At 68.0% G+C, this 24,068-nt stretch carries 27 protein-coding genes; 18 read left to right on the top strand and 9 right to left on the bottom strand.

Annotated features, from left to right (window positions below; all coding sequences use genetic code 11):
* Positions 1–7: 7 nt before the first annotated feature.
* Positions 8–2,062, top strand: a complete 2,055-nt coding sequence (locus AAHH99_RS19425; protein WP_418770132.1) for an NAD(+) synthase — start codon at positions 8–10, stop codon at positions 2,060–2,062.
* A 9-nt stretch (positions 2,063–2,071) separates the two neighbouring features.
* Here AAHH99_RS19425 and AAHH99_RS19430 read toward each other — a convergent pair whose 3' ends face one another.
* From AAHH99_RS19430 to AAHH99_RS19450, 5 genes are all read right to left on the bottom strand, one after another.
* Positions 2,072–2,674 (bottom strand): methyltransferase family protein, encoded by a 603-nt coding sequence (locus tag AAHH99_RS19430; protein WP_418770133.1) that lies wholly within the window; start codon positions 2,672–2,674, stop codon positions 2,072–2,074.
* A 20-nt stretch (positions 2,675–2,694) separates the two neighbouring features.
* Complete coding sequence (locus tag AAHH99_RS19435; RefSeq protein WP_418770134.1) at positions 2,695–3,306, bottom strand: cation transporter; 612 nt, start codon at positions 3,304–3,306, stop codon at positions 2,695–2,697.
* On the bottom strand, positions 3,306–3,635 hold the full coding sequence (locus AAHH99_RS19440; RefSeq protein ID WP_418770135.1) for an ArsR/SmtB family transcription factor: 330 nt from the start codon (positions 3,633–3,635) through the stop codon (positions 3,306–3,308). Before AAHH99_RS19440 ends, AAHH99_RS19435 begins: the two co-directional genes overlap by 1 nt.
* Before the next feature lie 95 nt (positions 3,636–3,730).
* Positions 3,731–4,567 (bottom strand): enoyl-CoA hydratase/isomerase family protein, encoded by an 837-nt coding sequence (locus AAHH99_RS19445; protein ID WP_418770136.1) that lies wholly within the window; start codon positions 4,565–4,567, stop codon positions 3,731–3,733.
* A complete protein-coding gene (locus AAHH99_RS19450) occupies positions 4,564–5,454 on the bottom strand; it encodes a ribokinase (RefSeq protein ID WP_418770137.1) in 891 nt (296 codons plus the stop codon). The genes AAHH99_RS19445 and AAHH99_RS19450 overlap by 4 nt, the downstream gene beginning before the upstream one ends.
* A gap of 74 nt (positions 5,455–5,528) precedes the next feature.
* Between AAHH99_RS19450 and AAHH99_RS19455 the strand changes: the two genes are divergently transcribed.
* From AAHH99_RS19455 to AAHH99_RS19505, 11 genes are all read left to right on the top strand, one after another.
* Positions 5,529–6,785, top strand: a complete 1,257-nt coding sequence (locus AAHH99_RS19455; protein ID WP_418770138.1) for a glutamate-5-semialdehyde dehydrogenase — start codon at positions 5,529–5,531, stop codon at positions 6,783–6,785.
* Between the two features lie 15 nt (positions 6,786–6,800).
* A complete protein-coding gene (locus tag AAHH99_RS19460) occupies positions 6,801–7,688 on the top strand; it encodes an AAA family ATPase (protein ID WP_418770139.1) in 888 nt (295 codons plus the stop codon).
* Between the two features lies 1 nt (position 7,689).
* Positions 7,690–9,138 (top strand): vWA domain-containing protein, encoded by a 1,449-nt coding sequence (locus AAHH99_RS19465; RefSeq protein ID WP_418770140.1) that lies wholly within the window; start codon positions 7,690–7,692, stop codon positions 9,136–9,138.
* A gap of 55 nt (positions 9,139–9,193) precedes the next feature.
* On the top strand, positions 9,194–9,865 hold the full coding sequence (gene nadD / locus AAHH99_RS19470; RefSeq protein WP_418770141.1) for a nicotinate-nucleotide adenylyltransferase: 672 nt from the start codon (positions 9,194–9,196) through the stop codon (positions 9,863–9,865).
* Positions 9,862–10,263 carry a ribosome silencing factor gene (rsfS, locus tag AAHH99_RS19475; RefSeq protein WP_418770142.1) on the top strand — a complete coding sequence of 134 codons (402 nt, stop codon included), beginning with the start codon at positions 9,862–9,864 and terminating at the stop codon, positions 10,261–10,263. Before nadD ends, rsfS begins: the two co-directional genes overlap by 4 nt.
* 20 nt (positions 10,264–10,283) lie before the next feature.
* Entirely contained in the window at positions 10,284–10,943 is a 660-nt protein-coding gene (gpgP, locus tag AAHH99_RS19480; RefSeq protein WP_418770283.1) for a glucosyl-3-phosphoglycerate phosphatase, read from the top strand.
* Positions 10,933–11,655, top strand: a complete 723-nt coding sequence (octT, locus tag AAHH99_RS19485; RefSeq protein WP_418770143.1) for a diglucosylglycerate octanoyltransferase — start codon at positions 10,933–10,935, stop codon at positions 11,653–11,655. The genes gpgP and octT overlap by 11 nt, the downstream gene beginning before the upstream one ends.
* Positions 11,646–12,482: a DegV family protein gene (locus tag AAHH99_RS19490; RefSeq protein WP_418770144.1), complete on the top strand. Its 837-nt coding sequence runs from the start codon at positions 11,646–11,648 to the stop codon at positions 12,480–12,482. Before octT ends, AAHH99_RS19490 begins: the two co-directional genes overlap by 10 nt.
* Positions 12,483–12,626: 144 nt before the next feature.
* Positions 12,627–12,911 carry an ArsR/SmtB family transcription factor gene (locus AAHH99_RS19495; RefSeq protein WP_418770284.1) on the top strand — a complete coding sequence of 95 codons (285 nt, stop codon included), beginning with the start codon at positions 12,627–12,629 and terminating at the stop codon, positions 12,909–12,911.
* A complete protein-coding gene (locus tag AAHH99_RS19500; RefSeq protein WP_418770145.1) occupies positions 12,908–13,393 on the top strand; it encodes an SRPBCC family protein in 486 nt (161 codons plus the stop codon). The genes AAHH99_RS19495 and AAHH99_RS19500 overlap by 4 nt, the downstream gene beginning before the upstream one ends.
* Positions 13,394–13,401: 8 nt before the next feature.
* Positions 13,402–14,010 carry a maleylpyruvate isomerase family mycothiol-dependent enzyme gene (locus AAHH99_RS19505; RefSeq protein ID WP_418770285.1) on the top strand — a complete coding sequence of 203 codons (609 nt, stop codon included), beginning with the start codon at positions 13,402–13,404 and terminating at the stop codon, positions 14,008–14,010.
* A 75-nt stretch (positions 14,011–14,085) separates the two neighbouring features.
* Here the strand turns inward: AAHH99_RS19505 and AAHH99_RS19510 are convergent, their stop codons facing one another.
* From AAHH99_RS19510 to AAHH99_RS19520, 3 genes are read right to left on the bottom strand one after another with little or no spacing between them, the layout of a single operon-like run.
* A complete protein-coding gene (locus AAHH99_RS19510; protein ID WP_418770146.1) occupies positions 14,086–15,138 on the bottom strand; it encodes a dihydrodipicolinate reductase in 1,053 nt (350 codons plus the stop codon).
* A 23-nt stretch (positions 15,139–15,161) separates the two neighbouring features.
* On the bottom strand, positions 15,162–15,968 hold the full coding sequence (locus tag AAHH99_RS19515) for an SDR family NAD(P)-dependent oxidoreductase (RefSeq protein ID WP_418770147.1): 807 nt from the start codon (positions 15,966–15,968) through the stop codon (positions 15,162–15,164).
* A gap of 36 nt (positions 15,969–16,004) precedes the next feature.
* Positions 16,005–16,724 (bottom strand): hypothetical protein, encoded by a 720-nt coding sequence (locus AAHH99_RS19520; protein WP_418770148.1) that lies wholly within the window; start codon positions 16,722–16,724, stop codon positions 16,005–16,007.
* A gap of 112 nt (positions 16,725–16,836) precedes the next feature.
* Between AAHH99_RS19520 and AAHH99_RS19525 the strand changes: the two genes are divergently transcribed.
* From AAHH99_RS19525 to holA, 3 genes are read left to right on the top strand one after another with little or no spacing between them, the layout of a single operon-like run.
* Positions 16,837–17,658: a ComEA family DNA-binding protein gene (locus AAHH99_RS19525; protein WP_418770149.1), complete on the top strand. Its 822-nt coding sequence runs from the start codon at positions 16,837–16,839 to the stop codon at positions 17,656–17,658.
* Positions 17,659–17,663: 5 nt separating this feature from the next.
* Positions 17,664–19,208, top strand: coding sequence for a ComEC/Rec2 family competence protein (locus AAHH99_RS19530; protein ID WP_418770286.1), 1,545 nt, complete (start codon positions 17,664–17,666; stop codon positions 19,206–19,208).
* Between the two features lie 14 nt (positions 19,209–19,222).
* Positions 19,223–20,164 carry a DNA polymerase III subunit delta gene (gene holA, locus AAHH99_RS19535; protein WP_418770287.1) on the top strand — a complete coding sequence of 314 codons (942 nt, stop codon included), beginning with the start codon at positions 19,223–19,225 and terminating at the stop codon, positions 20,162–20,164.
* A 21-nt stretch (positions 20,165–20,185) separates the two neighbouring features.
* Here holA and rpsT read toward each other — a convergent pair whose 3' ends face one another.
* On the bottom strand, positions 20,186–20,446 hold the full coding sequence (gene rpsT, locus AAHH99_RS19540) for a 30S ribosomal protein S20 (protein WP_064350435.1): 261 nt from the start codon (positions 20,444–20,446) through the stop codon (positions 20,186–20,188).
* Between the two features lie 158 nt (positions 20,447–20,604).
* Here rpsT and AAHH99_RS19545 point away from each other — a divergent pair, with 158 nt between their 5' ends.
* Genes AAHH99_RS19545 through AAHH99_RS19555 form a run of 3 tightly spaced genes read left to right on the top strand, consistent with a single transcriptional unit; the run spans position 20,605 to position 24,067 of the window.
* Positions 20,605–22,242 carry a circularly permuted type 2 ATP-grasp protein gene (locus AAHH99_RS19545; RefSeq protein WP_418770150.1) on the top strand — a complete coding sequence of 546 codons (1,638 nt, stop codon included), beginning with the start codon at positions 20,605–20,607 and terminating at the stop codon, positions 22,240–22,242.
* Positions 22,243–22,256: 14 nt separating this feature from the next.
* Positions 22,257–23,228, top strand: a complete 972-nt coding sequence (locus AAHH99_RS19550) for an alpha-E domain-containing protein (RefSeq protein WP_064405768.1) — start codon at positions 22,257–22,259, stop codon at positions 23,226–23,228.
* Entirely contained in the window at positions 23,228–24,067 is an 840-nt protein-coding gene (locus AAHH99_RS19555; RefSeq protein WP_418770151.1) for a transglutaminase family protein, read from the top strand. The genes AAHH99_RS19550 and AAHH99_RS19555 overlap by 1 nt, the downstream gene beginning before the upstream one ends.
* The last annotated feature ends 1 nt before the right edge of the window (position 24,068 follow it).

Below are 24,068 nucleotides of genomic sequence, written 5' to 3' on the forward strand. Positions count from 1 at the left end.
ATGAGGCATGGATTTCTACTCGGCGTACCGGCACGGCTTCGTCCGCGTAGCCGCATGCACGCACCACACGACGCTCGCCGATCCGCGGGCCAATGCCGAGTCGGTGCTGCGGATGGCGCGCGCCTGCCACGACGACAACGTCGCGCTCGCGGTCTTTCCGGAGCTGACGCTGTCGGGATATTCCATCGAGGACATCGTGATGCAGGACGCGCTGCTGGATGCGGTCGAGGACGCGGTGCTCGACATCGTCGTCGCCTCCGCCGACCTGATGCCCGTCCTGGTGATCGGGGCTCCGCTGCGCTATCGGCACAGGATCTACAACACGGCCATAGTGATCCACCGCGGCCGCGTGCTCGGCGTCGCGCCCAAGTCCTACCTGCCGACGTATCGGGAGTTCTACGAGCGCAGGCAGATGGCACCTGGCGACGACGTGCGCGGCGCGATCCGAATGGGCCGCGGAGGTGAGTGGGCCGACGTGCCGTTCGGGCCGGATCTGTTGTTCACCGCGACCGACGTGCCCGGGTTCGTGTTGCACGTCGAGATCTGCGAGGACATGTTCGTGCCGATCCCGCCGAGCGCGTCGGCGGCACTGGCCGGCGCGACGGTGCTGGCGAACCTGTCCGGAAGCCCGATAACGATCGGACGCTCCGAAGACCGCTGCCTGCTGGCCCGCTCGGCGTCGGCGCGCTGCCTGGCCGCCTATGTGTACGCCGCGGCGGGCGAGGGCGAGTCGACGACCGACCTGGCCTGGGACGGTCAGACGATGATCTGGGAGAACGGCGAATGCCTTGCGCAGTCCGAGCGTTTTCCGAAGGGTGAACGCCGATCCGTCGCCGACGTCGATCTGGAATTGCTGCGATCCGAACGCATCCGGATGGGCACCTTCGACGACAACCGCAGGCACCACGCGGCATCGACGGACACCTACCGGCGGGTGGAGTTCCAACTCGATCCGCCGACCGGCGACGTCGGGTTGCTCCGCCACATCGAGCGTTTCCCGTTCGTGCCGTCGGATCCCGAACGGCTGGAGCAGGATTGCTATGAGGCCTACAGCATCCAGGTGGCCGGGCTCGAACAGCGCCTGCGCGCGCTGGACTTCCCCAAGATAGTGCTTGGTGTGTCCGGAGGTCTGGACTCGACGCATGCTTTGATCGTCGCCGCCCGGGCGATGGATCGTGAACAGCGCCCGCGCAGCGACATTCTGACGTTCACCATGCCCGGGTTCGCGACCGGTGAGCGGACCAAGGGCAACGCCGAGCGGTTGGCCGAGGCGCTGGGGGTGACGTTCACCGAACTCGACATCAGCTCCACAGCGGAGTTGATGCTCACCAACATCGACCACCCGTTCGGCCGGGGGGAGAAGGTCTACGACGTCACGTTCGAGAACGTGCAGGCCGGACTGCGCACCGATTACCTGTTCCGCCTGGCCAACCAGCGCGGAGGCATCGTGTTGGGCACCGGCGACCTGTCGGAGCTCGCGCTGGGGTGGTCGACGTACGGCGTGGGCGACCAGATGTCGCACTACAACGTCAACGGCGGTGTTCCGAAGACGTTGATCCAGCACCTGATTCGCTGGGTGATTTCGTCCAAGGAGTTCGACGACAGGGTCAACGAGGTGTTGCAGTCGGTTCTCGACACCGAGATCTCGCCCGAGCTGGTCCCCGCAGGGGAGGACGAGGAGATCCAGAGCAGCGAGTCCAAGGTCGGACCATATGTGCTGCAGGACTTTTCGCTGTTCCAGGTGCTGCGTTTCGGGTTCCGGCCCTCAAAGGTCGCGTTTCTGGCCTGGCACGCATGGAGCGATCCGCAGCGCGGCGAGTGGCCGACCGGATACCCCGAGTCGAAGCGGCCGTCGTACTCGCTCAAGGAGATCCGGCACTGGCTGCAGGTGTTCGCCCAGCGCTACTACTCGTTCGCCCAGTTCAAGCGGTCGGCCGTGCCGAATGGACCCAAGGTGTCGCACGGCGGATCGCTCTCGCCGCGGGGCGACTGGCGGGCACCATCGGACATGTCCGCACGCACCTGGCTCGACGAGATCGAGCGCGAAATCCCTGAGGAGTGACTTGGGCCACTACCGGTGTCCCACGCCGGGAAGGAATCGACCGACGGTTGCGAGGTAGTCGCGGTAGTCGTCGCCGTGCACGGTGAGTAGGTACGGTTCTTCGACGACACGGACCTGTGTCTCGATCGTCGCGATCAGCAGTACGAACCCGATCACCGCGACGGGATTCGGTGTGATCAGGGCGATTCCGAAGCCGAAGACCATCATCGCGGTGAAGATCGGATTGCGCACCCATGCGAACACGCCGCGACGCACCAACGTCGTCTTCTCACTGGCGTCGACCCCGATGCGCCACGAGTCACCCATGTCGACCTGTGCATAAAGCGTTGCGGCGATGCCTGCCACCGCGATCGCGATGCCGGCGATGTTCACCCACGCTCGATCCAGCGGCGCCAGCGGAGCGACGACGCCGGCCAGTTGCAGGATCGGCGCGAACACCGCGACACCCATCGAAACGACGAACCCCACGCCTGCGAACCACTCGAGCGACAGCGGCCGCCCGCTGATACCACGAAAACCGGTCGACCCGGTGCGGCGTTTCTGTTGCCAACTGCGCCAACCGAATCCGAGTATGGCGAACACCACGTATAAGGCGATGGCGACGATCGGCATGCCCACTCCTCTCTCGACGCTCACCCGCAGCAGGGGTCCCCGCGCCACGCCTCGACCCCTTCGCGGACCGCGATCACCGCGATCCCGAGCGCGGCGACGGGGTCGGCCCACGACCAGCCGAACAGGCCGTTGAGAACCAGGCCCGCCAGCACGATCGCCGACAGGTAGGCGCACAGCAGTGTCTGCTTGGAATCGGCGACCGCAGACGTCGACCCGAATTCGCGACCGGCACGCCGTTGCGCCAACGACAGCACCGGCATGATCACCAGGCTCAGCGCGGCCAGCACGATGCCGACGACGGAGGGTGCGGCCTCACCTCGGCCGGTCAGCGTCAGCACCGCGTCGGCGGTGACGTACGCGGCGAGTGCGAAGAACGAGAACGCGATGAATCGCAGCGCGGCCTTCTCCCGCGTTTCGGGATCGCGTGCGGAGAACTGCCATGCGACGGCTGCTGCGGAGGACACCTCGACGACCGAATCCAGGCCGAAACCCACCAGCGCCGACGACGACACCCGCGCGCCCTCGGCCAGCGCGATGATCGCCTCGATGACGTTGTAGGTGATCGTGGCCGCCACCAACCAGCGAATCCGGCGCGCCAGGACCGTGCGTCGGGTTTCGCTCGGGGTAGCCATCAGCAGCAGGCGTCGTCGGCGGCGGCGGGGCAGCAGGCCGGGTCGACCTCGAGCACCAGACCGACCAGGTCGTCGAGCGCATGTGCGATGCGCTCATCGGCGAGTTCGTAGCGGTTGCGCCGACCCTCGGGCTGCGCGGTCACCAGACCGCAGCCCCGCAGACACGTCAGGTGGTTGGACAGGATCTGGCGGGAGACGCCGATCTTGTCGGCCAGCTCCGACGGATATCCGGGCCCGTCGCGCAGGATCAACAGGATCTCGGCGCGGGTCGGATCCGACAGAGCGCAACCGAATCGCGACAGCGCATCGCTGCGAGTGACCGTCTGCATGACGCAGACGGTACATCAACCGCTGTACTATCACCACGTTGCGATTTGGGTGTAGTTGGTTGCGGTCAACGCCACCAACTACACCCAAATCGCCCCTAGAGGCGGCCGTCGATGCGCAGGTCCGGGTGCACCCAGTTCGGCGAGCGGCGCTCCTTGAAGGCCATGAAGCCCTCGATGGACTCGGGCGCGCCCAGGCTGGCCTGCATACCGATGCGGTCGTAGAGGCCGACGTAGTTGTCCAGGCTGGACTTGACGACGGTTCGAGCCGCGGGCGCAGTGCGGCAGCACTGGGCAAGGACCTCGCGAGCGGCCTCCGCCAACTCGTCATGGGGCACCACGCGCGCCACCATGCCCCAATCGTGTGCCTCGGCGGCGGTCAACGTGCGCCCGGTGAACATCAGGTCGCGGGTGCGCACCGGCCCGATGAGCCGGGCCAACATGTGGCTGTAGTACGTGTCGGCGATCCCGCGGTACAACTCGGGCACCCGGAACGTGGCCCGCTCGCTGACCACGGCGATGTCGGCGCACAGCGCGATCTGCAGCCCACCGCCCTGGCACAACCCGTTCACCGCGGCGACGACGGGTTTGGCGGACTGGCGCAGCGTGTCGAACGGCAACGCGTCCATCCCCAGTGCGGGCCCAAACGTCATCCAGTTGTCGGCACCGCCCCCACCCATGTCCCCGCCGGGCGCGAAGACGTCGCCGGTACCCGTGATCAGCAGTCCGGCGAGATCAGGGTCGCTCTCGACATGCTTGATCGCGTACTTGATGCCGAAGTACATCGCGGGCGTCATCGCGTTGCGGGCCTCCGGCCGGTCGAGCCGGCACACCCCGAACGCGCCCTCGCGGGTGAACTTCAGGAACGGGGTGCCGAGCCAGTCGCCGTCGGGCGGCCGTGGGGCGTCGGTGGTGCTCGGCTGGGTGGTCGTCATAGCTGCCTTTCTGTTGCTCTGTTGGACACAGCGTCGTCGATGGCTTCGGCATAGGGTGCGCAGTCACCCGCTCCCGGTACGAGCGTCGACAGGGCCGCCGCGGCGCAGGCTCGGCGCAGGGCGACTTCGTGGCCGTCGAGCCAGTGCGCGGCGAGCACACCGGCGAACACGTCACCCGCGCCGGTGGTGTCGACCGCGCGCACCGCGGGGGAAGGCACGCTGAAGCGTTCGCCGTCACCGAGGTAGCTCGCTCCCCGCGCCCCGCGGGTGATCACGAGGTGGGGGACCGGCCAGTGCCACGCGCCCGCCTCGGTTTCGTTGACCACGACCACATCGGCCAGCTCGGACAAGGCGAGCAGATCGTGCGGTGGGGCCCCGGCCGGCGAGGCGTTGACGATGACGGCCGCGCCTGCGGAGGAAGCGACCTGCGCGGCGGCGATCGCGGTCGCGATCGGGATCTCCAGCTGCAGCAACACCACGTCGCTGTCGGAGATGACGGCGCGGACCTCGGCGGAGTCCACGCTGAGCGCGCCGTTGGCGCCCGGGGCGACCACGATCGTGTTTTCCGCCGACGAGTCCACGGTGATGACGGCCGACCCGCTTGGTCCCGCAACGGTGACGACGCCGTCGAGTGCAACGCCGTTGGCGGCCAGGTGGTGGCGCAACATCTCCGCCGACCCGTCGTCTCCGAGCGCGGCGACCAGTCGCACCGTCGCGCCTGCCCTGGCCGCCGCGACGGCCTGGTTGCCGCCCTTGCCGCCCGGGGCCATCGACAGACCCGACGCCAGCACGGTCTGGCCCGGGCGGGGCAGGGTGCGCACGGTGAAAGTCAGATCAGCGTTGACACTGCCGACCACGCATACCCGGCTGCAGTCCCGCGGCGCCATGGCTCCCAACGCTAATGCAGGGGCCCCGCCTGACACGTGTCGAACGTCCGAACCTCGTTCGATACCCTGGATAAATGAGTGTGGAGGCACCCGTCGGCGCCGTGGGCGCCGATCTGCGCCAGCAGGTGCACGACGCCGCCCGCCGGGCTCGCCTGGCGGCGCGCGCGCTGGCCACCCTGAGTTCGGAAACCAAGAACCGTGCGTTGAACACCGCCGCCGACCACGTGCTGATGTCGGCGGGCCAGATTCTCGAGGCCAACGAGCGCGATCTCGACGTCGCCCGTGCCGCAGGCACGCCCGAGGCGATGCTCGATCGGCTCGCGTTGAACCCGAAACGGATCGACGGCATCGCGGACGGGTTGCGTCAAGTGTCTCGGTTGCCCGATCCGCTCGGCGAGGTGTTGCAGGGCCGCACGCTGCCCAACGGCTTGCACCTGCGCCAGGTGCGCGTACCGCTCGGCGTCGTGGGAATCGTCTACGAAGGACGGCCCAACGTGACGGTCGACGCGTTCGGGTTGACACTCAAATCCGGCAACGCGGTGCTGCTTCGCGGTAGCTCCTCGGCGGCCAGCTCCAACGCCGCACTGGTCAGCGCGCTGCGGGCCGCACTGGCCACCGAACTGCTCGAGGTGGACGCCGTGCAGTTGCTGCCCAGCGCCGACCGCGCCAGTGTGACGCACCTGATCCAGGCCCGCGGGCTCGTCGACGTCGTCATCCCCCGCGGCGGTGCGGGTCTCATCGACGCCGTCGTCCGTGACGCGACCGTGCCGACGATCGAGACTGGTGTCGGCAATTGCCATGTGTACGTGCATGAATCGGCCGACCTCGACGTCGCCGAACGAATCTTGCTCAACGCCAAGACCCGTCGACCCAGCGTCTGCAACGCGGCCGAGTCGGTTCTGATCGACGCCGCCATCGTCGACCGTGCGTTGCCACGGCTGACCGAGGCGCTGCGACACGCCGGTGTGACGGTGCACGACGACCCGTCGGAGGACGAATTACGCGCCGAGTTCCTGTCGATGGACATCGCGATGGCGGTGGTCGACGGTGTCGACGCCGCGATCGCCCACATCAACGAATACGGCACCGGACACACCGAAGCCATCGTCGCCACCGATCTGGCTGCCGCGCAACGCTTCACCGAACGGGTCGATGCCGCCGCGGTGATGGTGAACGCGTCGACGGCGTTCACCGACGGCGAGCAGTTCGGGTTCGGCGCCGAGATCGGCATCTCCACCCAGAAGCTGCACGCCCGCGGACCCATGGGTCTGCCCGAACTGACCTCGACCAAATGGATTGTGTGGGGCGACGGTCACACTCGTCCCGCCTGAACAGGAGACTTATCCGTGAGCGTCCCCGCGCGCCCAGCGCCGCTCTTCGCTGACATCGAAGATGTCGGTAGGCGACTCGCCGAAACCGGCTATCTTCCCGACACCGCAACCGCCACAGCGGTTTTCCTGGCCGATCGGTTGGGCAAGCCGTTGTTGGTGGAAGGGCCCGCCGGGGTCGGCAAGACCGAGCTGGCCCGCGCCGTCGCGCAATCGACGGGTTCAGGTCTGGTGCGGTTGCAGTGCTACGAAGGCGTCGACGAGGCCCGAGCCCTCTACGAGTGGAACCACGCCAAGCAGATCCTCCGTATTCAGACGGGCAACCAGGCGTCCAACGGTGACTGGGACAGCACCCGCGACGACGTGTTCTCCGAGGAGTTCCTGCTCTCGCGTCCGCTGCTCACCGCGATCCGGCGCACCGAGCCGACGGTGCTGCTGATCGACGAGACCGACAAGGCCGACATCGAGATCGAAGGCCTGCTGCTGGAGGTGCTCTCGGACTTCGCGGTCACCGTGCCTGAGTTGGGCACCATCACCGCCGAGCGGCCGCCGTTCGTCGTGCTCACCTCCAACGCCACGCGGGAGTTGTCGGAGGCGCTCAAACGTCGCTGCCTGTTCCTGCACATCGACTTCCCCGATCCCGACCTGGAGCGGCGGATCCTGCTGTCGCGGGTGCCCGAGTTGCCCGAGCGGCTCGCCGACGAACTGGTCAAGATCATCGGTGTGCTGCGGGGGATGCAGCTCAAGAAGCTTCCGTCGGTGGCCGAGACGATCGACTGGGGCCGCACGATTTTGGCACTGGGCCTGGACACCATCGACGATGCGACGATCGCGGCCACCCTCGGGGTGGTGCTCAAACATCAGTCAGACCAGATCAAGGCGTCCGGCGAGCTGAGGCTCAACTGACATGGCCGTCCGCCGGACCCGACCGCCGCAGCCGCTGGCACCGCACGGCGTGCCCGGTCATCTCGTCGGGTTCGTCGAAGCGCTACGGGCACAAGGTATTTCGGTTGGACCGTCGGAGACCGTAGACGCCGGACGGGTGCTCTCGGTGCTTGGACTTGGCGACCGCGACGCGTTGCGTGAAGGCATCGCCTGCGCGGTGCTGCGCCGCCCCGACCACCGCGACACCTACGACGCAATGTTCGACCTGTGGTTCCCCGCCGCACTGGGCGCCAGGACGATCCTGGTCGAGGACGACGACGACACCGACGCCGACGAGCAGGGTCTGCCGCCCGAAGACGTCGAGGCGATGCGCGCGGCGCTGCTGGACATGCTGGCCGAGAACCAGGACCTGGCCAACCTCGACGAGCGGATGGCCGCGATGATCGCCCAGATCGTCGAGGCCTACGGCCGGTACAACTCCAGTCGGGGCCCGTCGTACTCGTCGTATCAGGCGCTCAAGGCGATGAATCTGGACGACCTCGAGGGCCGGCTGCTGGCCGGTCTGCTGGCGCCCTACGGCGACGAGCCGACACCGACGCAGGAGCAGATCGCCAAAGCGCTTGCCGCGCAACGTATCAACCAGCTGCGCAAGATGGTGGAGGGTGAGACCAAGCGGCGCACCGCCGAGCAGCTCGGCCGCGACCACGTGCAGATGTACGGGGTGCCGCAGCTCGCCGAGAACGTCGAGTTCCTGCGAGCCTCCGGCGACCAGCTGCGCCAGATGCGCAGGGTGGTCCAACCGCTGGCCCGCACGCTGGCGACCCGGCTGGCCGCGCGGCGACGACGGTCGCGCGCCGGTGAGATCGACCTGCGCAAGACGCTGCGCAAATCGATGTCGACCGGCGGGGTGCCGATCGACGTCGTGCTGAAGAAACCCCATCCGGCGCGGCCCGAGCTGGTCGTGTTGTGCGACGTGTCCGGTTCGGTCGCCGGCTTCAGCCATTTCACGCTGCTGCTGGTGCACGCGCTGCGCCAGCAGTTCAGTCGGGTTCGCGTCTTTGCTTTCATCGACACCACCGACGAGGTCACCGAACTGTTCGGCCCCGACGCCGACCTCGCTGTCGCAGTGCAGCGCATCACCCGCGAGGCCGGGGTGTACACCCGCGACGGGCATTCCGACTACGGGCATGCGTTCGTGTCGTTCATGGACCGATGGCCCAACGCGCTGTCGCCGCGCAGCGCGCTGCTGATTCTCGGCGACGGCCGCAACAACTACCGCAACCCCGAGATCGAGCTGCTCGCACACATGGTCAACTCGAGCAGGCACGCGCACTGGCTGAACCCCGAGCCACGACACTTGTGGGGCAGCGGGGACTCGGCGGTGCCGCGCTACTCCGACGTCATCACCATGCATGAATGCCGCTCGGCCAAGCAGCTCGCCACGGTGATCGACCAGTTGCTACCGGTCTGACTTGTTCCGCGAAATTGCGTCCCAGCAGAGAAAGTGCGAGTAGAGCCCTGCTGGAATGCCATTTCGCGGCAGCCCCGTAAGCTGGCTATTCGTGGCTCCGCGACGCAGGCTCGGCGTGATGGGTGGGACGTTCGATCCCATCCACAACGGCCACCTGGTGGCCGCCAGCGAGGTGGCTTATCGGTTCGGGCTCGACGAGGTCGTGTTCGTCCCGACCGGACAGCCCTGGCAGAAGGACCGCGACGTCACCGCCGCCGAGGACCGCTACCTGATGACGGTGATCGCCACGGCCTCCAATCCGCGTTTCAGCGTGAGCCGCGTCGACATCGACCGGGGCGGGCCCACCTACACCAAGGACACGCTGCGCGATCTGCATGCGCTCAACCCCGACGCCGATCTGTACTTCATCACCGGGGCCGACGCGCTCGCGTCGATCCTGACGTGGCAGAACTGGGAGGACATGTTCGCGATCGCGAACTTCGTCGGGGTCAGCCGACCCGGCTACGAGCTGGACGGCAAGCACATCGCCGCGGCGGTCAAGGAGTTGCCCGACGATGCGCTGCGGCTGGTCGAGGTGCCCGCGCTGGCCATCTCCTCGACCGACTGCCGAAAGCGCGCCCAGGAGAACCGGCCGATCTGGTACCTGGTGCCGGACGGCGTCGTGCAGTACGTGGCGAAACGCAAACTCTATGCGCAACAGCTGACAACCCAAGGAAAGCACCAATGAGCGCCTCCGACGAAGCCGTCCGCATGGCGATGGTGGCCGCGAAGGCGGCCGCGTCCAAAGTGGCCGACGACGTGGTCGTGATCGACGTGTCGGGTCAACTCGTCATCACCGACTGCTTCGTGATCGCCTCAGCCTCCAACGAGCGTCAGGTCAATGCGATCGTCGACGAGGTCGAGGAGAAGATGCGTCTGGCGGGCTACAAACCTGCCCGCCGCGAAGGCGCCCGCGAAGGCCGCTGGACGTTGTTGGACTACGTCGACATCGTGGTGCACATTCAGCATCAGGACGAGCGCAACTTCTATGCGCTGGACCGCTTGTGGAAAGACTGCCCGACCATTCCCGTCGATGTCGGTGAGCCGTCAGCACAAACAGCCGCGGACGAGGACGGCGGACGGTGAGGAGGATCCGGCGCCTGGTCATGCTCCGGCACGGGCAGACCGAGTACAACGCGGGCAGCCGGATGCAGGGCCAGCTGGACACCGAGCTGAGCGATCTGGGACGTCATCAAGCCGTCGCCGCCGCGGAGGCGTTGGCCAAACGCCGACCCCTGGCGATCGTGTCGTCGGATCTGCGCCGCGCCCTCGACACCGCCGTTGCGCTCGGCGAACACGCCGGCATGCCGGTAATCGCCGACACCCGCCTGCGGGAAACCCACCTGGGCCAGTGGCAGGGTATGACGCACCTGGAGGTCGACGCCGTCGCGCCGGGGGCCAGGCTGGCATGGCGCGACGACTCACGGTGGGCGCCGCCGGGCGGTGAGAGCCGCGTCGACGTCGCCGCGCGCAGCAGGCCGCTGGTCGACGACCTCGTCGACGAACACACCCAGTGGGGGCTGGACCAGTCCGGCGACGGGCCGGACCGGCCGGTGGTGCTGGTGGCGCACGGTGGGTTGATCGCGGCGCTGACCGCCTCGCTGCTCGACCTGCCGGTGGAGAATTGGCCCATCCTCGGCGGGATGGGCAACGCCAGCTGGGTGCAGCTGTCCGGCCACAGTCCGGTCGACGCCGCGCACGCCGGTATCCGGTGGCGGCTCGACGTGTGGAACGCCTCAGCGCAGGTTGCCGGCGATGTCCTCTGACCGTCAGGCCCTGCTGGTCTTCTGCGATTCGCTTTCCTACTACGGGCCGACGGGCGGGCTTCCCTCCGACGATCCACGTATCTGGCCCAACATCGTTGCCGCACAACTGGGTTGGGATGTCGAGTTGATCGGGCGGATCGGTTGGACATGTCGCGACGTGTGGTGGGCTGCCACGCAGGATCCGCGGGCCTGGGCGGCGTTGCCGCGGGCCGGTGCGGTCGTGTTCGCCACGGGCGGGATGGATTCGCTGCCGTCGCCGCTGCCGACCGCGCTGCGCGAACTCATCCGCTACGTGCGACCGCCATTGCTGCGGCGCTGGGTGCGTGACGGGTACTGCTGGGTGCAGCCGCGTCTGTCGCCGGTGGCGCGAGCTGCGCTGCCCCCGCACCTGTCCGCCGAGTACCTCGAGATGACGCGCGGCGCGATCGACTTCAACCGCCCCGGGATTCCCGTCGTCGCGTGCCTGCCATCGGTGCACATCGCCGACACGTACGGCAGGGCGCACCACGGCCGCGAGGGCACGGTCAAGGCGCTCACCGAATGGGCTGAGCAGCATGAGGTCCCGCTCGTCGACCTCAAGGCGGCGGTCGGTGAGTACGTCATGAGCGGGCAGGGCAATCCCGACGGGATCCACTGGAACTTCGAAGCCCATCAGGCCGTGGCGGACTCGATGCTCAAGGCGCTCGTCGAAGCCGGCGTGCCATGTCGGTGATCGTGGTGACCGACTCGTCGTCGCGGTTGGCGCCCGACGAGTTGAAACAGTGGGACATCCGGCAGGTGCCGTTGCATGTGCTGGTCGATGTGATCGATCTGCGGGACGGAATCGACGAGGTGCCCTACGACATCCACGACGTGCCGCGCGCCAGCACCGCCGGTGCGGCGCCCGCCGACCTCGTGGACACCTACCGGCAAGCGCTGCGGGACAGTGGCGGCGACGGCGTGGTCGCGGTGCACCTGTCGTCGGCGCTGTCGAGCAGTTACAGTTCGGCGGTTCAGGCGGCCCGTGAGTTCGGATCGTCGGTGCGGGTCGTGAACTCACGTTCGGCGGCAATGGGCGTGGGCTTCACGGCCGTGGCGGCGGCCAAGGCCGCGGCTTCCGGTTCGGACTTGGATTCGGTTGAGGCCGTTACCCGTTCGGCAGCCCAGCGCACCCATGCGTTCATCGTGGTGCACCGGCTGGACAACCTGCGGCGAAGCGGGCGGATCGGGACCGCGGCGTCGTGGTTGGGGACCGCGCTGTCGCTCAAACCGCTGCTGCGCCTCGATGTCGACGGCCGGCTCGTACTCGACCAGCGGATCCGGACGATCACCAAGGCGCACGCCGCGATGGTGGACCGCATCGCCGACCTCGTCGGTGAGCGTCAGGCGTCGATCGCCGTGCACCATGTCGACAACCACGACGGCGCCGACCAGGTCGGTGCCGCCCTGACCGATCGGCTCCCTCAGCTCGAATCGCTCACCGTCACCGATATGGGGCCGGTGCTGGCGATTCATCTCGGCGCCGGTGCAATCGGCGTCGTCGTCCAACTTGCCGAATAACGTCCGCCGAGCGCACGCTTTTTCCGGCTGTCACTCGCGTTTCGCGTACACAACCGTGCGCTCGGCGAGACCTTGTGTCGGAGATTAGTAAGTGTTAACTTACCGTTCGTGCTGGCTTACCAAGAGGGCGACGCCTGGGTGGCGATGGCCGACCGCACCCGACGGTCGATCGTCGAACGTCTCGCGCACCGGCCGATGGCGGTGGGCGAGCTGGCCCGCGAACTTCCGGTCAGCAGGCCGGCGGTGTCCCAACACCTCAAGGTGCTCAAGCGCGCCGGCTTGGTGTGCGACCGCGCCGACGGCACCCGCCGCGTCTATCACCTGGACCCGGGAGGCTTGGCCGCGATGCGGGCCGAACTCGACCGCTTCTGGATGCAGGCGCTGTCCGGTTTCAAAGAGATAGTCGAAAGCGAAGGAGACCCACAATGACCTCAGCCCGGTCCGCGGTGATCCGCCACGACATCACGGTCAAAGCTCCTCTAGAGCGGGCATTTCAGGTGTTCACCGAGAGATTCGGTGACTTCAAGCCCCGCGAGCACAACCTGCTCGGCGTGCCGATCGCGGAGACGGTGTTGGAATCCCGCGTCGGCGGTCGCATCTACGACCGCGGTGTCGACGGCAGCGTGTGTGCGTGGGCGCGGGTGCTCGTCGTCGAGCCTCCGCATCGCCTCGTCTTCTCGTGGGACATCGGCACGACGTGGCAGATCGAATCGGATCCGGCGCGGTGCAGCGAGGTGGAGGTGCTGTTCACCGCCGAGGCGGACGGCCGCACGCGAATCAGCCTCGAGCATCGCCACATCGAACGGCACGGTGACGGTTGGGATTCGGTCGCTTCCGGTGTCGGCGGGGATGCGGGTTGGCCGTTGTACCTGCGTCGGTTCGGTGAGCTGCTGGAGCGGGAGGCGCAGTGACAGCGCCAATGCAGATGGCACGCGAGGAGCGCGAGGATTTCGCCGCGCTGCTCGACGAGTTGACCCCAGAGCAATGGGATCAGCCGAGTTTGTGCACGGAGTGGCGGGTTCGCGATGTGGTCGCCCACGTCATCAGTTACGAAAATTTGAGCCGGCCCCGCGCAGTGGCCCGCATGGCATTGGGCGTACTGCGCCACGGGAATCCGAACGCGATTGGGGTCGCGTTGAACGCGGACAAGTCGCCGTCCGAACTCACCGCGTTGATGCGCAAGTACGCCCGCCCGCGCGGCAGCACGGCCGGATTCGACGGGCGGATCGCGCTCACCGACGGGATGATCCACCAACAGGACATCCGCCGACCGCTCGACATGCCGCGCTTGATCAAGCCCGAAAGACTGGTCGTTGCGTTGGAATTCACCAAGTACGCCCCCTTCTTGAGGGGAGCGTGGCGGGCGCGCGGGCTACGGCTCGTCGCGACGGATCTCGACTGGGCCCATGGCAGCGGCCCGGCGGTGCGGGGTAGCGGCGAGGCGCTGCTGATGACGATGGCTGGGCGAGGCGCTGCGCTCAGCGATCTCGATGGACCCGGAAAAGCGACGCTGGCGCAGCGGCTCTGAGGGTTTGACTCTGCCGATGAGCGCTCATGCTTGTGCGGTTTCAGCCCTGACTTCCGTACCACAATGAGCGCTCGGCTATACCGCCGCGCGCCCGGTGATCGGCGGAAGGTCCTTCAGCGTGACGATGCCCGCCGGCGCCGCCACCACTGCGGGTACGGCGTTGGTCACCGGCAGCGCGGTGTAGATCATGCCCAGGCCCATGAAGCCGGGTTCGGTCCAGTCCCTCGGCGGCAGGCAATGAAGCACCGTTCGCATGTTGGGCAGTCCGAACACCTGGATCACATGGCCGTGTTCGAGCGGCTTCGGCGGGGTGACGTGTTCGCCCATGATCCAGTTGAATCCGACGCTGACGACATTCTTCTCACCCACCCAACCGCGGTGGTAGCCGTGGACCCCGGCGACCGTGCCCTGGGGAATCCGCATGAATCCGAGATCGGAATCGCCGGTGGCCGCGGTAAACGTGACGTCGAAGGTCATCCGGTCGAGCTTGGCGCCGATCGCGTCGGCCATCATGGCCGCCGACTCGGCGAACACCTCGCTTTCGCGCCGCACACTCTCGGCCAGGCCCGGGGTGTCCGGATCCTGCGAGAACCCCATCGCCGTCTGCGTTCCCGCCGACTCATAGGTCGAACAATCCACCGACTCGGTGATACGGATCTCGTCGACCCGTTCGCAGGCGCCGGAGAGCACCATTCCCACCATGTTGCTCATACCGGGATGCGCACCGCTGCCGAAAATCGTCGAATTGCCCTTCTCGCAGGCTTTTCGGATCCTGTCGAGGTCCTCGGACGACTGCTTTCCGCCGGTGATCCACGCCGCGCTCGAGCAGACGTTGACGCCCGCCTCGAGGAGCCGGGTGAGCTCGTCGATGTCGGGCCACAACGGGTTGTAGCAGCAGGCGTCGGGCCGTTGGGCCAGAAGCGCGTCGATGTCGTTGGTGGCCGTCACTCCGGTGGGTGCGGGCCAGCCGGCTAGTTCCGCCGCGTCTACCCCGACCTTGTCGGCGCCGTGGGCGTAGACGCCGACGAGCTCCATATCGTCGCGCCCGATGATCGCGTGCAGCGACCGGCGGCCGATGTTGCCGGTGGTCCACTGGATGACCCGCAGCGGCCGGTCAGGTGTCGTCACGAAAACTCCTCGGTGTCAGCAATTTACATGTGGGTGCCGCCGTCGACGCGGACCTCGGTGCCGGTGACGAAGTAGGCCTCCGGCGCTGCGAGCATGGCGACGACGGCCGCGACGGCGTCAGGTTTGGCGAACATCCCGTCACCGTCGACGGGCAGTGTCGGCATGATCTTGCCGAACAGGGTGTAGTCGGCGTCCTCCGGCAGGCCCGGTCCGACGCTCTGACCGGATCGCCCTGTGCCGTCGGTCATCCCCGATGAGATCGACCCGGGTTGGACGCAATTGAACCGAATGCCCTGCTTGCTGAACTCGAGCGCCAGGGTGTGGGTCATGGCTTGGATGCCGCCTTTGGACGCCGCGTAGGCCGACATGTAGGGATGCGCGAAGTTCGCCGATGTCGAGCTGAAGTTGACCACGGCCGGGGCAGTGCCGATGCGCAGCGCGGGCAGGGCTTCGCGGGTGACCAGAAACGTCCCGATGAGATTGATGCGCAGGACCTGTTCGAAGTCGGCAAGCGTGGTGTCGGTGAAGTGCGACGACCGGAGGATGCCCGCGGCGTTGACTAGCGCATCGAGACCGCCCATCGTATCGACGGCGCGTGCGACCCCGGCCAGCACCGAATCCTCGCTGCCGACGTCCATCACCACGGTGGTGAGTCCAGCGGACGTCTCACCGGCCTTGGCCTCCGTGTCGGCCAGCCCCGGCTTGCTGACATCGGCGGCGACCACGATGCCGCCCTCGTCGAGAATCCGCAAAACCGTCGCCTGACCGATGCCCGATCCGGCCCCGGTGATCAGTACCCGACGGTCGGTGAACCGCTGCAACGTCGCCACCCGGGGAATGCTAGTGCGTTCGTGCGGCGGGCCGGGCTATTCCGGGTCGCGCTCGGCGGCGTCTTCCGAGGCGGACGGGTCGGCCGGGCCGGAGTCGCCGGCGCCGGCAGGCAACGCCGGAGTCTCGGATTCGTCGGGAAACGACAGCGCCACCCCGAGCGCGAGGAAGAACAGGATGAACAACGGCCCGCCGAGGTACATGTTCATCGGGCCACCCGGGGAGATGAAGCTTCCCGGCGGCCCAATGATCGTGATGGTCTCGATCAGCTGCTCGACGGCGAAGACCGCGGCGACGACGCCGAGCCAGCGGGGGAAGCGTCCCTCGTTGGCCGCCAACAGGATCGGTGCGGCGACCATGATGTCGGCCACGGTCAGCAGGGGTCCCCACATCGTGACCACGTCGGCGAGCGCCCGGGCGGTTCCGGAGCCGAGATCGGCGGGATGCAGCGACAACCCGGCGGTGAACCAGGTAGCGATGCTGATCTGGACGAGGACGACGGCCGACCCGATGGTGAAGACGAACGCGTACGGTCCCGCGAGTCGGTCGCGGGCGTGGCCGAGCACCACCACCAGAGCCAGCGCACCGAACGCCAGCAACAGCGCCTGGGTCCGCATCGCGCCGGAGTGTTCGTTGAGGTGGGTGACGATGTCGAGGCCCGAACGATCGATGCCGGGCAGCGCCGGAACCATCAGCAGCGCAACGGCGTACAGCACCGCGAACGCGATGGCCGCGACCATCGGCACTCGACGATCCACAGCAACACTGTAGACATCGGCCCCATCCCCAACGCTCATTTCATCCACAGGGCGAGTCGCCGGCCACCGCTGGCGAGCCCGGCGGTCGGTTTCTGCACCTAACTTCACATGCATGCGAACTGAATTGCCTGCCGAGCGCGTGCAGCGCAGGCTGGATGGGGAAGCGGAGCCCGAGCCGGACGATGAAGATCGCCGACCGGATACGTCGTTGACGCGCTGGTTGCCGGAATCCGCAGGCAGCGGCGCGGCCGGTTGGATCGCCGCGGTCCGTGCAGATCCCGGCCGCGCCGGGGTGGTGGCGCTCGGTGGTGTCGGTCTGATTGCCGTGCTGGTGACGGTGTTCGTGCTGCTGCGCGACGACCGCCCAGCGGTGGCAGCGGCCAAACTGCCGCCGGTGCAGATGGTTTCGTCGGCCAGCCCGACACCAGGTGGCGAGCCGCAGGAACCGGGCGCCCCCGTCGTCGTCAGCGTCGTGGGCCTGGTGCACAAGCCGGGACTGGTCACGCTCGCTCAAGGCGCTCGGATCGCCGACGCGCTCACTGCGGCCGGTGGGCCGCTGGACGGCGCCGACCTGGTGGGGCTCAACATGGCCAGACGGATCGCCGACGGTGAGCAGATCGTCGTGGGTATCGCGCCTGCGGCGGGTGAGCCGGCCGCCATGGGAAGCTCGGTCAGCACGGGCGTCGCGGCGCCCGCGTCGACGAACACGCCGTCGACGGGAGGCGGCGAAGCACCGACCGGCGGCACGGTGGACCTGAACACCGCGACCGTCGAGCAGCTCGACACGCTGCCCGGTATCGGGCCGGTGACCGCCACGGCGATCGTGGCATGGCGCGACGCCAACGGCCGGTTCACCAGTGTCGACCAGCTTGGGGACGTCGACGGCATCGGACCGGCGCGGCTGGAGAAGCTGCGCGACCTCGTGCATGTGTGACTCCAGTGGCGGACGCCGACGCGGCCCCACTGGATCTTCGCCTGGTCCCGGCGGCGCTGACCGGCTGGGCAGTGACCGGCGCCGGAATCCTGTGGCCGGTCGGGGGATCAGCGGTCGCCGCCATCGCGACGGTGGCGGCCACCGCGGCGCTGGGGTGGTGGGGTAGTGGACGGCGGGCGGCGACCGACGGCAAAGGTGTCGGCGCGAGCGTGCTGGCCGTCGGGTTGGTGGCGGCGGGCTTCGCGATCGCGATCGGTTTGCGGGTCGACGAGGTGCGCGAGCATCCGGTCACCGAGCGCTACGGCACGGCCGCCGCCGTCGTCGTCAAGCCGACGGAAAGTCCGCGTGCGCTAGGCGGCAACCGAACGATGTTCCGTGGGTCCCTGATGAATCTGGATGGACGCGAAATATCGGGCCGTGTCGTGGTTTTCGCGTCGACCAGTCGCCTTGGGGAGCTGACCGCAGGTACACCGGTGGCGTTTCGGGCCCGCATCGGGCGGCCCACGCGACGCGATCTCAGCGTGGCGGTGCTGTCGGCGATCGGCGATCCCACCTTCGGCGAGGCGTCCGCCGTCCAACGTGCGGCCGCCGAGGTCCGCGCCGGATTCGCCGAGGCCGCGCGGCGGTCGCTGCCTGCCGATCAGGCGGCGATGCTGCCGGCGCTCGTGCTCGGCGACACGTCGGGTGTGCCGCGTCAGACGACGGCCGACTTCCGTGCGGCGGGCTTGACACATCTGACCGCGGTGTCCGGGGCGAACGTGACGATCGTGTGCGGGGCGGTGCTGTTGGCGGCCGGTCTGGTCGGGCCACAGGTGGCCGTCGGCCTCGCCGCGGTCGCGCTGCTGGCGTTCGTGGTGGTGGTCCAGCCGACAGCGAGTGTGCTGCGCGCCGCCGTGATGGGGGTGATCACGTTGTTGGCGGTGTTGTCGCACCGGCGCAGGCAGGCCATTCCCGCGTTGGCGGCCAGCGTGCTGGCGTTGATGATCGGATCGCCGGAGCTGGCCGTCGACGTTGGGTTCGCGCTGTCGGTGTCGGCGACGGCGGCACTCGTCGTAGTCGCGCCGGTGTGGTCGCGGCGCCTCGTCGGCCGGGACTGGCCCAAGCCGGCCGCTGACGCGCTCAGCGTGGCCGCCGCCGCGCAACTGGTCACCGCACCGCTGGTGGCCGGGATGGCCGGGACGATCAGCGTCGTATCGCTGGCGGCCAACGTCGCGGTGGCCCCGGTGATTCCGCCGATCACCGTGCTCGGCACCGCAGCGGCCGCGCTGGGTGGGATCTGGCCCGCGGGCGCCGACCTGCTGATCCGGTTCACCGGCCCGGAGGTGTGGTGGCTGCTGCATGTGGCCCGCTGGGCGGCGGGCGTGCCGGGGTCGACCGTGGCGGTGCCGTCCGGACTACCGGGTGTGATGCTGACCGCTGGCGTAGGAGCGGCGGTGGTGCTCGCGTGGCGCTTCCGCTTCGTGCGGCTCGCGGCGGGCGCCGCCGCGCTATGCCTGCTGGCGTGGACGGTGTCGGGACTGTCGGCCGGCCGTGACACGATCGTGGGGTGAGCGAAGCGTCGCAGTTGCATCTGGTGCTCGGGGACGAGGAGTTGCTCGTCGAACGCGCGGTGGCGGCGGTTCTTCGGGATGTGCGCGAACAGGCGGGCGTCCACGACATTTCGGTCGATCGCCTGCGCGCCGGTGAGGTCAGCACCAGCGAGCTGGCCGAATTGCTGAGCCCGTCGCTGTTCGCCGAGGAGCGGGTGGTGGTGCTGGAGTCGGCGGCCGAGGCGGGCAAGGACGCGGCTGCGCTCATCGCCGAGTCCGCGGGGGACCTGCCACCGGGCACCATGCTCGTCGTCGTGCACTCGGGTGGTGGACGCGCCAAGGCGCTGGCCGACCAGCTCAAGAAACTCGGCGCGCAGGTGCATCCGTGCGCGCGTATCACCAAGGCCGCCGACCGCGCCGATTTCGTCCGCCGCGAGTTCCGCGCGTTGAAGGTGAAGGTCGGCGAGGACACCGTCAATGCGGTGCTAGACGCGATCGGCTCCGACATCCGCGAGTTGGCGGCGGCCTGTTCGCAGTTGGTCACCGACACCGGCGGGGCGGTCGACGCGGAGGCGGTGCGCCGCTACCACTCGGGCAAGGCCGAGGTGAAGGGGTTCGACGTCGCCGACAAGGCGGTCGTCGGCGATGTGGCCGGGGCGGCCGAGGCGCTGCGGTGGGCGATGATGCGCGGCGAACCGCACGTCGTGCTGGCCGACGCCCTTGCCGAAGCGGTGCACACCATCGCGCGGGTGCGGCCGCTGTCGGGCGACCCCTACCGGCTGGCGTCAGAGCTGGGCATGCCGCCGTGGCGGGTGCAGAAGGCGCAGAAGCAGTCGCGGCGATGGTCGAACACCACCGTCGCCGAGGCGATGCGGTTGGTGGCCGCGCTCAATGCGGATGTCAAAGGGGCCGCAGCGGATGCGGACTACGCGTTGGAGGCGACGGTGCGGCGCGTCGCCGAGCTCATAGAAGACTGAGCGTACTGAACGAGCGGTCGATCAGAGCTTGTTGAACGCGGAAGCCAGCGCCGACTTGCGGTTGGCGGCCTGGTTCTTATGGATGACGCCCTTGCTGGCGGCCTTGTCCAGCTGACGGCTGGTCGACGCCAGCAGCTCCTGAGCCTTGTCCTTGTCGCCGGCCTCGACGGCCGCCCGGAAGCCGCGCACCGCCGTGTGAAGCGACGACTTGACCGACTTGTTGCGCAACCTGCGGCGCTCGTTGGTCCGGTTGCGCTTCTCCTGCGACTTGATGTTGGCCACGCGTGTAGTCCTTCGTAAATCCTGTAGGAGTTTTCCCAAAGTCTGATAGGCGCCCGGCACGCGGGCAGCGAGGGTTCAGGTTACCAGCGGAGTGGGTAAATGCCCAAAGTGAGTCCTCTGGCCTGCCGAAACGTCCGAAGTGCTGCAGCATGGCAGGGATGAGCCTGCGTACCCTGCCGACCGAGTCCGCACGACAATCGCGGAGCCCACGTAGGCAGGACAAGCGATATCAGGGCGTCTTCGCCGGATATAGCGATCTCGGTAGCTACGCCGAGGCCTTCGACGAGATGTTCGACGCCCAGGGCAACGTGCGGGGCCCCTACAAAGGCATTTACACCGAGCTGGCCCCGTCGGATGCCTCCGAGCTCGAAGCTCGCGCCGAAGCGCTCGGCCGCGCGTTCATCGACCAGGGCATCACGTTCTCGCTCTCCGGCCAAGAACGTCCCTTTCCGCTCGACCTGGTCCCGCGAGTCATCTCCGCGGCGGAGTGGACGCGCCTGGAACGCGGCATCATCCAGCGCGTCAAGGCGCTCGAGCTCTACCTCGACGACATCTACGGCGAGCAGGAGATCCTGCGCGACGGCGTCATCCCGCGCCGGCTGATCACCTCCTGCGAGCACTTCCACCGCGAGGCCGCGGGCATCGTCCCGCCCAACGGGGTGCGCATCCACGTCGCGGGCATCGACCTCATCCGCGACGCCAAGGGCGACTTCCGCGTGCTGGAGGACAACCTGCGCTCACCGTCCGGGGTGTCGTACGTAATGGAGAACCGCCGCACCATGGCGCGCGTGTTCCCGAACCTGTTCGCCACACACCGGGTGCGTGCGGTCGGCGACTACTCCTCGCATCTGCTTCGGGCTCTGCGCAACGCCGCGGCCAACAACGTCGCCGACCCAACCGTCGTCGTCCTCACGCCCGGTGTCTACAACTCCGCGTACTTCGAGCATTCGCTGCTGGCCCGGCAGATGGGCGTCGAGCTGGTGGAGGGCCGCGACCTGTTCTGCCGCGACAACTCCGTCTACATGCGCACCACCGAGGGGGAGCGGCAGGTCGACGTCATCTACCGCCGCATCGACGACGCATTTCTCGACCCGATGCAGTTCCGACCGGACTCGGTGCTCGGCGTCGCCGGGCTGCTCAACGCGGCCAGGGCCGGCAACGTCGTGATCTCGAGCGCCGTCGGCAACGGCATCGGCGACGACAAACTCGTTTACACCTACGTGCCGACGATCATCGAGTACTACCTCGGCGAGAAACCGCTGCTGGGCAACGTCGACACGTTCCGCTGCTGGCTCGACGACGAATGCGAGGAAGTGCTCGACCGCATCGACGAACTCGTCATCAAACCTGTCGAGGGCTCCGGCGGCTACGGCATCGTGTTCGGCCCGGACGCCTCGGAGAAGGAGCTCGCCACCGTCGCCAAGAAGATCCGCAGCGATCCGCGCGGCTGGATCGCCCAGCCCGTCATGCAGCTGTCGACCGTGCCCACCCAGATCGGCGACCAGTTGGTGCCGCGGCACGTCGACCTGCGTCCGTTCGCGGTCAACGACGGCGACGACGTATGGGTGCTGCCCGGCGGACTCACCCGCGTCGCGCTGCCCGAGGGCTCGCTGGTGGTCAACTCCAGCCAGGGCGGCGGGTCGAAGGACACCTGGGTGCTGGCCTCGCGCACCTCGGTCGCCGACCGCGAGCTCGGCGCTGCGGAAGTGGTGCGCAAGCTGCCCAAGTCCGCGCGTGGGCCCAAGGCCGAAAGCAGCGATGGGCAGACCCAAGACCAACAGCAACAGCAGCAGTAAGGGGTGGTGCGCTGATGTTGGCCCGCAACGCCGAATCCTTGTACTGGATCGGACGGTACGTCGAACGCGCCGACGACACCGCCCGCATCCTCGACGTGACCGTGCATCAACTGCTCGAGGACTCCAGCGTCGACCCCGACCAGGCCTCGCGGACGCTTCTGAGGGTGCTGGGGATGGAGGCTCCCGACGCACCGCTGGATGTGTGGTCGCTGACCGACATCGTCGCCTTCAGCCGAGGCACGCAGGGGTCGATCGTCGACGCTATTTCGGCGGCCCGCGAAAACGCCCGCGGTGCACGGGAAGTCACGTCCACCGAGATCTGGGAGTGCCTCAACACCACATACAACGCGCTGGCCGAGCGGGAACGAGCCGCCAAGCGTCTCGGGCCGCACGAGTTTCTCTCGTTCGTCGAGGGCCGCGCCGCGATGTTCGCCGGGTTGGCCGACTCGACGCTGTCGCGCGACGACGGCTACCGCTTCATGGTGCTCGGCCGGGCCATCGAACGGGTGGACATGACTGTGCGACTGCTGCTTTCGCGGGTAGGGGACAGCGCGTCGTCACCGGCGTGGGTGACGTTGCTGCGGTCGGCAGGCGCCCACGACACCTATCTGCGCACCTACCGCGGCGTGCTCGACGCCGGTCGCGTGGTCGAATTCATGCTGCTGGACCGGCTTTTCCCCCGGTCGATCTTCTATTCGCTGCGGCTTGCCGAACACAGCCTCGACGAGTTGATGAATCGACCCCACAGCCGCCTCGGCGCCACCGCCGAGGCGCAGCGGCTCCTCGGCAGGGCCCGCAGCGAGCTGGAGTTCCTGCGCCCCGGTGTGCTGCTCGAGTCGCTGGAACAGCGGCTGGCCGGCCTGCAGAAGACCTGCTTCGATGTCGGTGAAGCGTTGGCGCTGCAGTACTTTCACTCCGCACCGTGGGTGGCGTGGCACGACGCGGGCCACAACGGCACGCTCGTCATCGAAGAGGGAGAGCTCTGATGTGGCGGATGCGGGTCGTGCATTCGACCGGATACGCATACAAGTCGCCGGTGACGGCGTCGTTCAACGAGGCACGCCTGACGCCGCGATCGGACTCACGGCAGAACGTGATCCTCAACCGCGTGGAGACCGTCCCGGCCACCCGAAACTACCGCTACGTCGACTACTGGGGGACCGCGGTCACGGCGTTCGACCTGCACGCACCGCACACCGAGTTGGAGGTGACGTCGTCATCGGTCGTGGAGACCGACGTGGACCAGGTGTCCGAACGCGAAGTGACGTGGGAGGACTTGCAATCCGAGGCCGTGATCGACAGGTTCGATGAGGTCCTTGCGCCCACCCACTACACGCCCGCGAGCAAGCGCATTCGCCGGGTCGGTCAGCGCATCATCAAGGACCGCGCGCCGCACGAGGCCGTCACCGACGCCGCGTCGTGGGTGAGCAGCGAGCTGGCGTACGTGGCGGGCACCACCGGAGTGCACTCGTCGGGGCTGGACGCGTTGCGCGAGGGCAAGGGAGTCTGTCAGGACTTCGCCCACCTGACGCTGATCCTGTTGCGCTCCATGGGCATTCCCGCCCGCTACGTGTCGGGGTATCTGCATCCCAACCGCAAAGCGGTGATCGGCGACACCATCGACGGGCAGAGCCACGCCTGGGTGCAGGCCTGGACTGGTGGCTGGTGGAATTACGACCCCACCAACGACGCCCCGATCAATGAGCAGTACATCAGCGTGGGTGTCGGCCGGGACTACTCCGATGTCACCCCGCTGAAGGGGATCTACTCCGGAGAGGGCTCGACCGACCTCGACGTCGTCGTCGAGATCACCCGGCTGGCCTGAC

The organism is Mycobacterium neumannii (assembly GCF_048452905.1).
Lineage (GTDB): Bacteria > Actinomycetota > Actinomycetes > Mycobacteriales > Mycobacteriaceae > Mycobacterium > Mycobacterium neumannii_B.

Coding starts and splice junctions, on each gene's coding strand:
- AAHH99_RS19505 (WP_418770285.1), top strand. CDS start 13,402: ATGCAGATGGCACGCGAGGAGCGCGAGGATTTCGCCGCGCTGCTCGAC.
- AAHH99_RS19550 (WP_064405768.1), top strand. CDS start 22,257: ATGTTGGCCCGCAACGCCGAATCCTTGTACTGGATCGGACGGTACGTC.
- AAHH99_RS19495 (WP_418770284.1), top strand. CDS start 12,627: ATGGCCGACCGCACCCGACGGTCGATCGTCGAACGTCTCGCGCACCGG.
- AAHH99_RS19455 (WP_418770138.1), top strand. CDS start 5,529: ATGAGTGTGGAGGCACCCGTCGGCGCCGTGGGCGCCGATCTGCGCCAG.
- AAHH99_RS19500 (WP_418770145.1), top strand. CDS start 12,908: ATGACCTCAGCCCGGTCCGCGGTGATCCGCCACGACATCACGGTCAAA.
- AAHH99_RS19490 (WP_418770144.1), top strand. CDS start 11,646: ATGTCGGTGATCGTGGTGACCGACTCGTCGTCGCGGTTGGCGCCCGAC.
- nadD (WP_418770141.1), top strand. CDS start 9,194: ATGCCATTTCGCGGCAGCCCCGTAAGCTGGCTATTCGTGGCTCCGCGA.
- gpgP (WP_418770283.1), top strand. CDS start 10,284: ATGCTCCGGCACGGGCAGACCGAGTACAACGCGGGCAGCCGGATGCAG.
- AAHH99_RS19450 (WP_418770137.1), bottom strand. CDS start 5,454: ATGGCGCCGCGGGACTGCAGCCGGGTATGCGTGGTCGGCAGTGTCAAC.
- octT (WP_418770143.1), top strand. CDS start 10,933: ATGTCCTCTGACCGTCAGGCCCTGCTGGTCTTCTGCGATTCGCTTTCC.
- AAHH99_RS19525 (WP_418770149.1), top strand. CDS start 16,837: ATGCGAACTGAATTGCCTGCCGAGCGCGTGCAGCGCAGGCTGGATGGG.
- rsfS (WP_418770142.1), top strand. CDS start 9,862: ATGAGCGCCTCCGACGAAGCCGTCCGCATGGCGATGGTGGCCGCGAAG.
- AAHH99_RS19435 (WP_418770134.1), bottom strand. CDS start 3,306: ATGGCTACCCCGAGCGAAACCCGACGCACGGTCCTGGCGCGCCGGATT.
- AAHH99_RS19555 (WP_418770151.1), top strand. CDS start 23,228: ATGTGGCGGATGCGGGTCGTGCATTCGACCGGATACGCATACAAGTCG.
- AAHH99_RS19430 (WP_418770133.1), bottom strand. CDS start 2,674: ATGCCGATCGTCGCCATCGCCTTATACGTGGTGTTCGCCATACTCGGA.
- AAHH99_RS19425 (WP_418770132.1), top strand. CDS start 8: ATGGATTTCTACTCGGCGTACCGGCACGGCTTCGTCCGCGTAGCCGCA.
- AAHH99_RS19440 (WP_418770135.1), bottom strand. CDS start 3,635: ATGCAGACGGTCACTCGCAGCGATGCGCTGTCGCGATTCGGTTGCGCT.
- AAHH99_RS19545 (WP_418770150.1), top strand. CDS start 20,605: ATGAGCCTGCGTACCCTGCCGACCGAGTCCGCACGACAATCGCGGAGC.
- AAHH99_RS19465 (WP_418770140.1), top strand. CDS start 7,690: ATGGCCGTCCGCCGGACCCGACCGCCGCAGCCGCTGGCACCGCACGGC.
- AAHH99_RS19445 (WP_418770136.1), bottom strand. CDS start 4,567: ATGACGACCACCCAGCCGAGCACCACCGACGCCCCACGGCCGCCCGAC.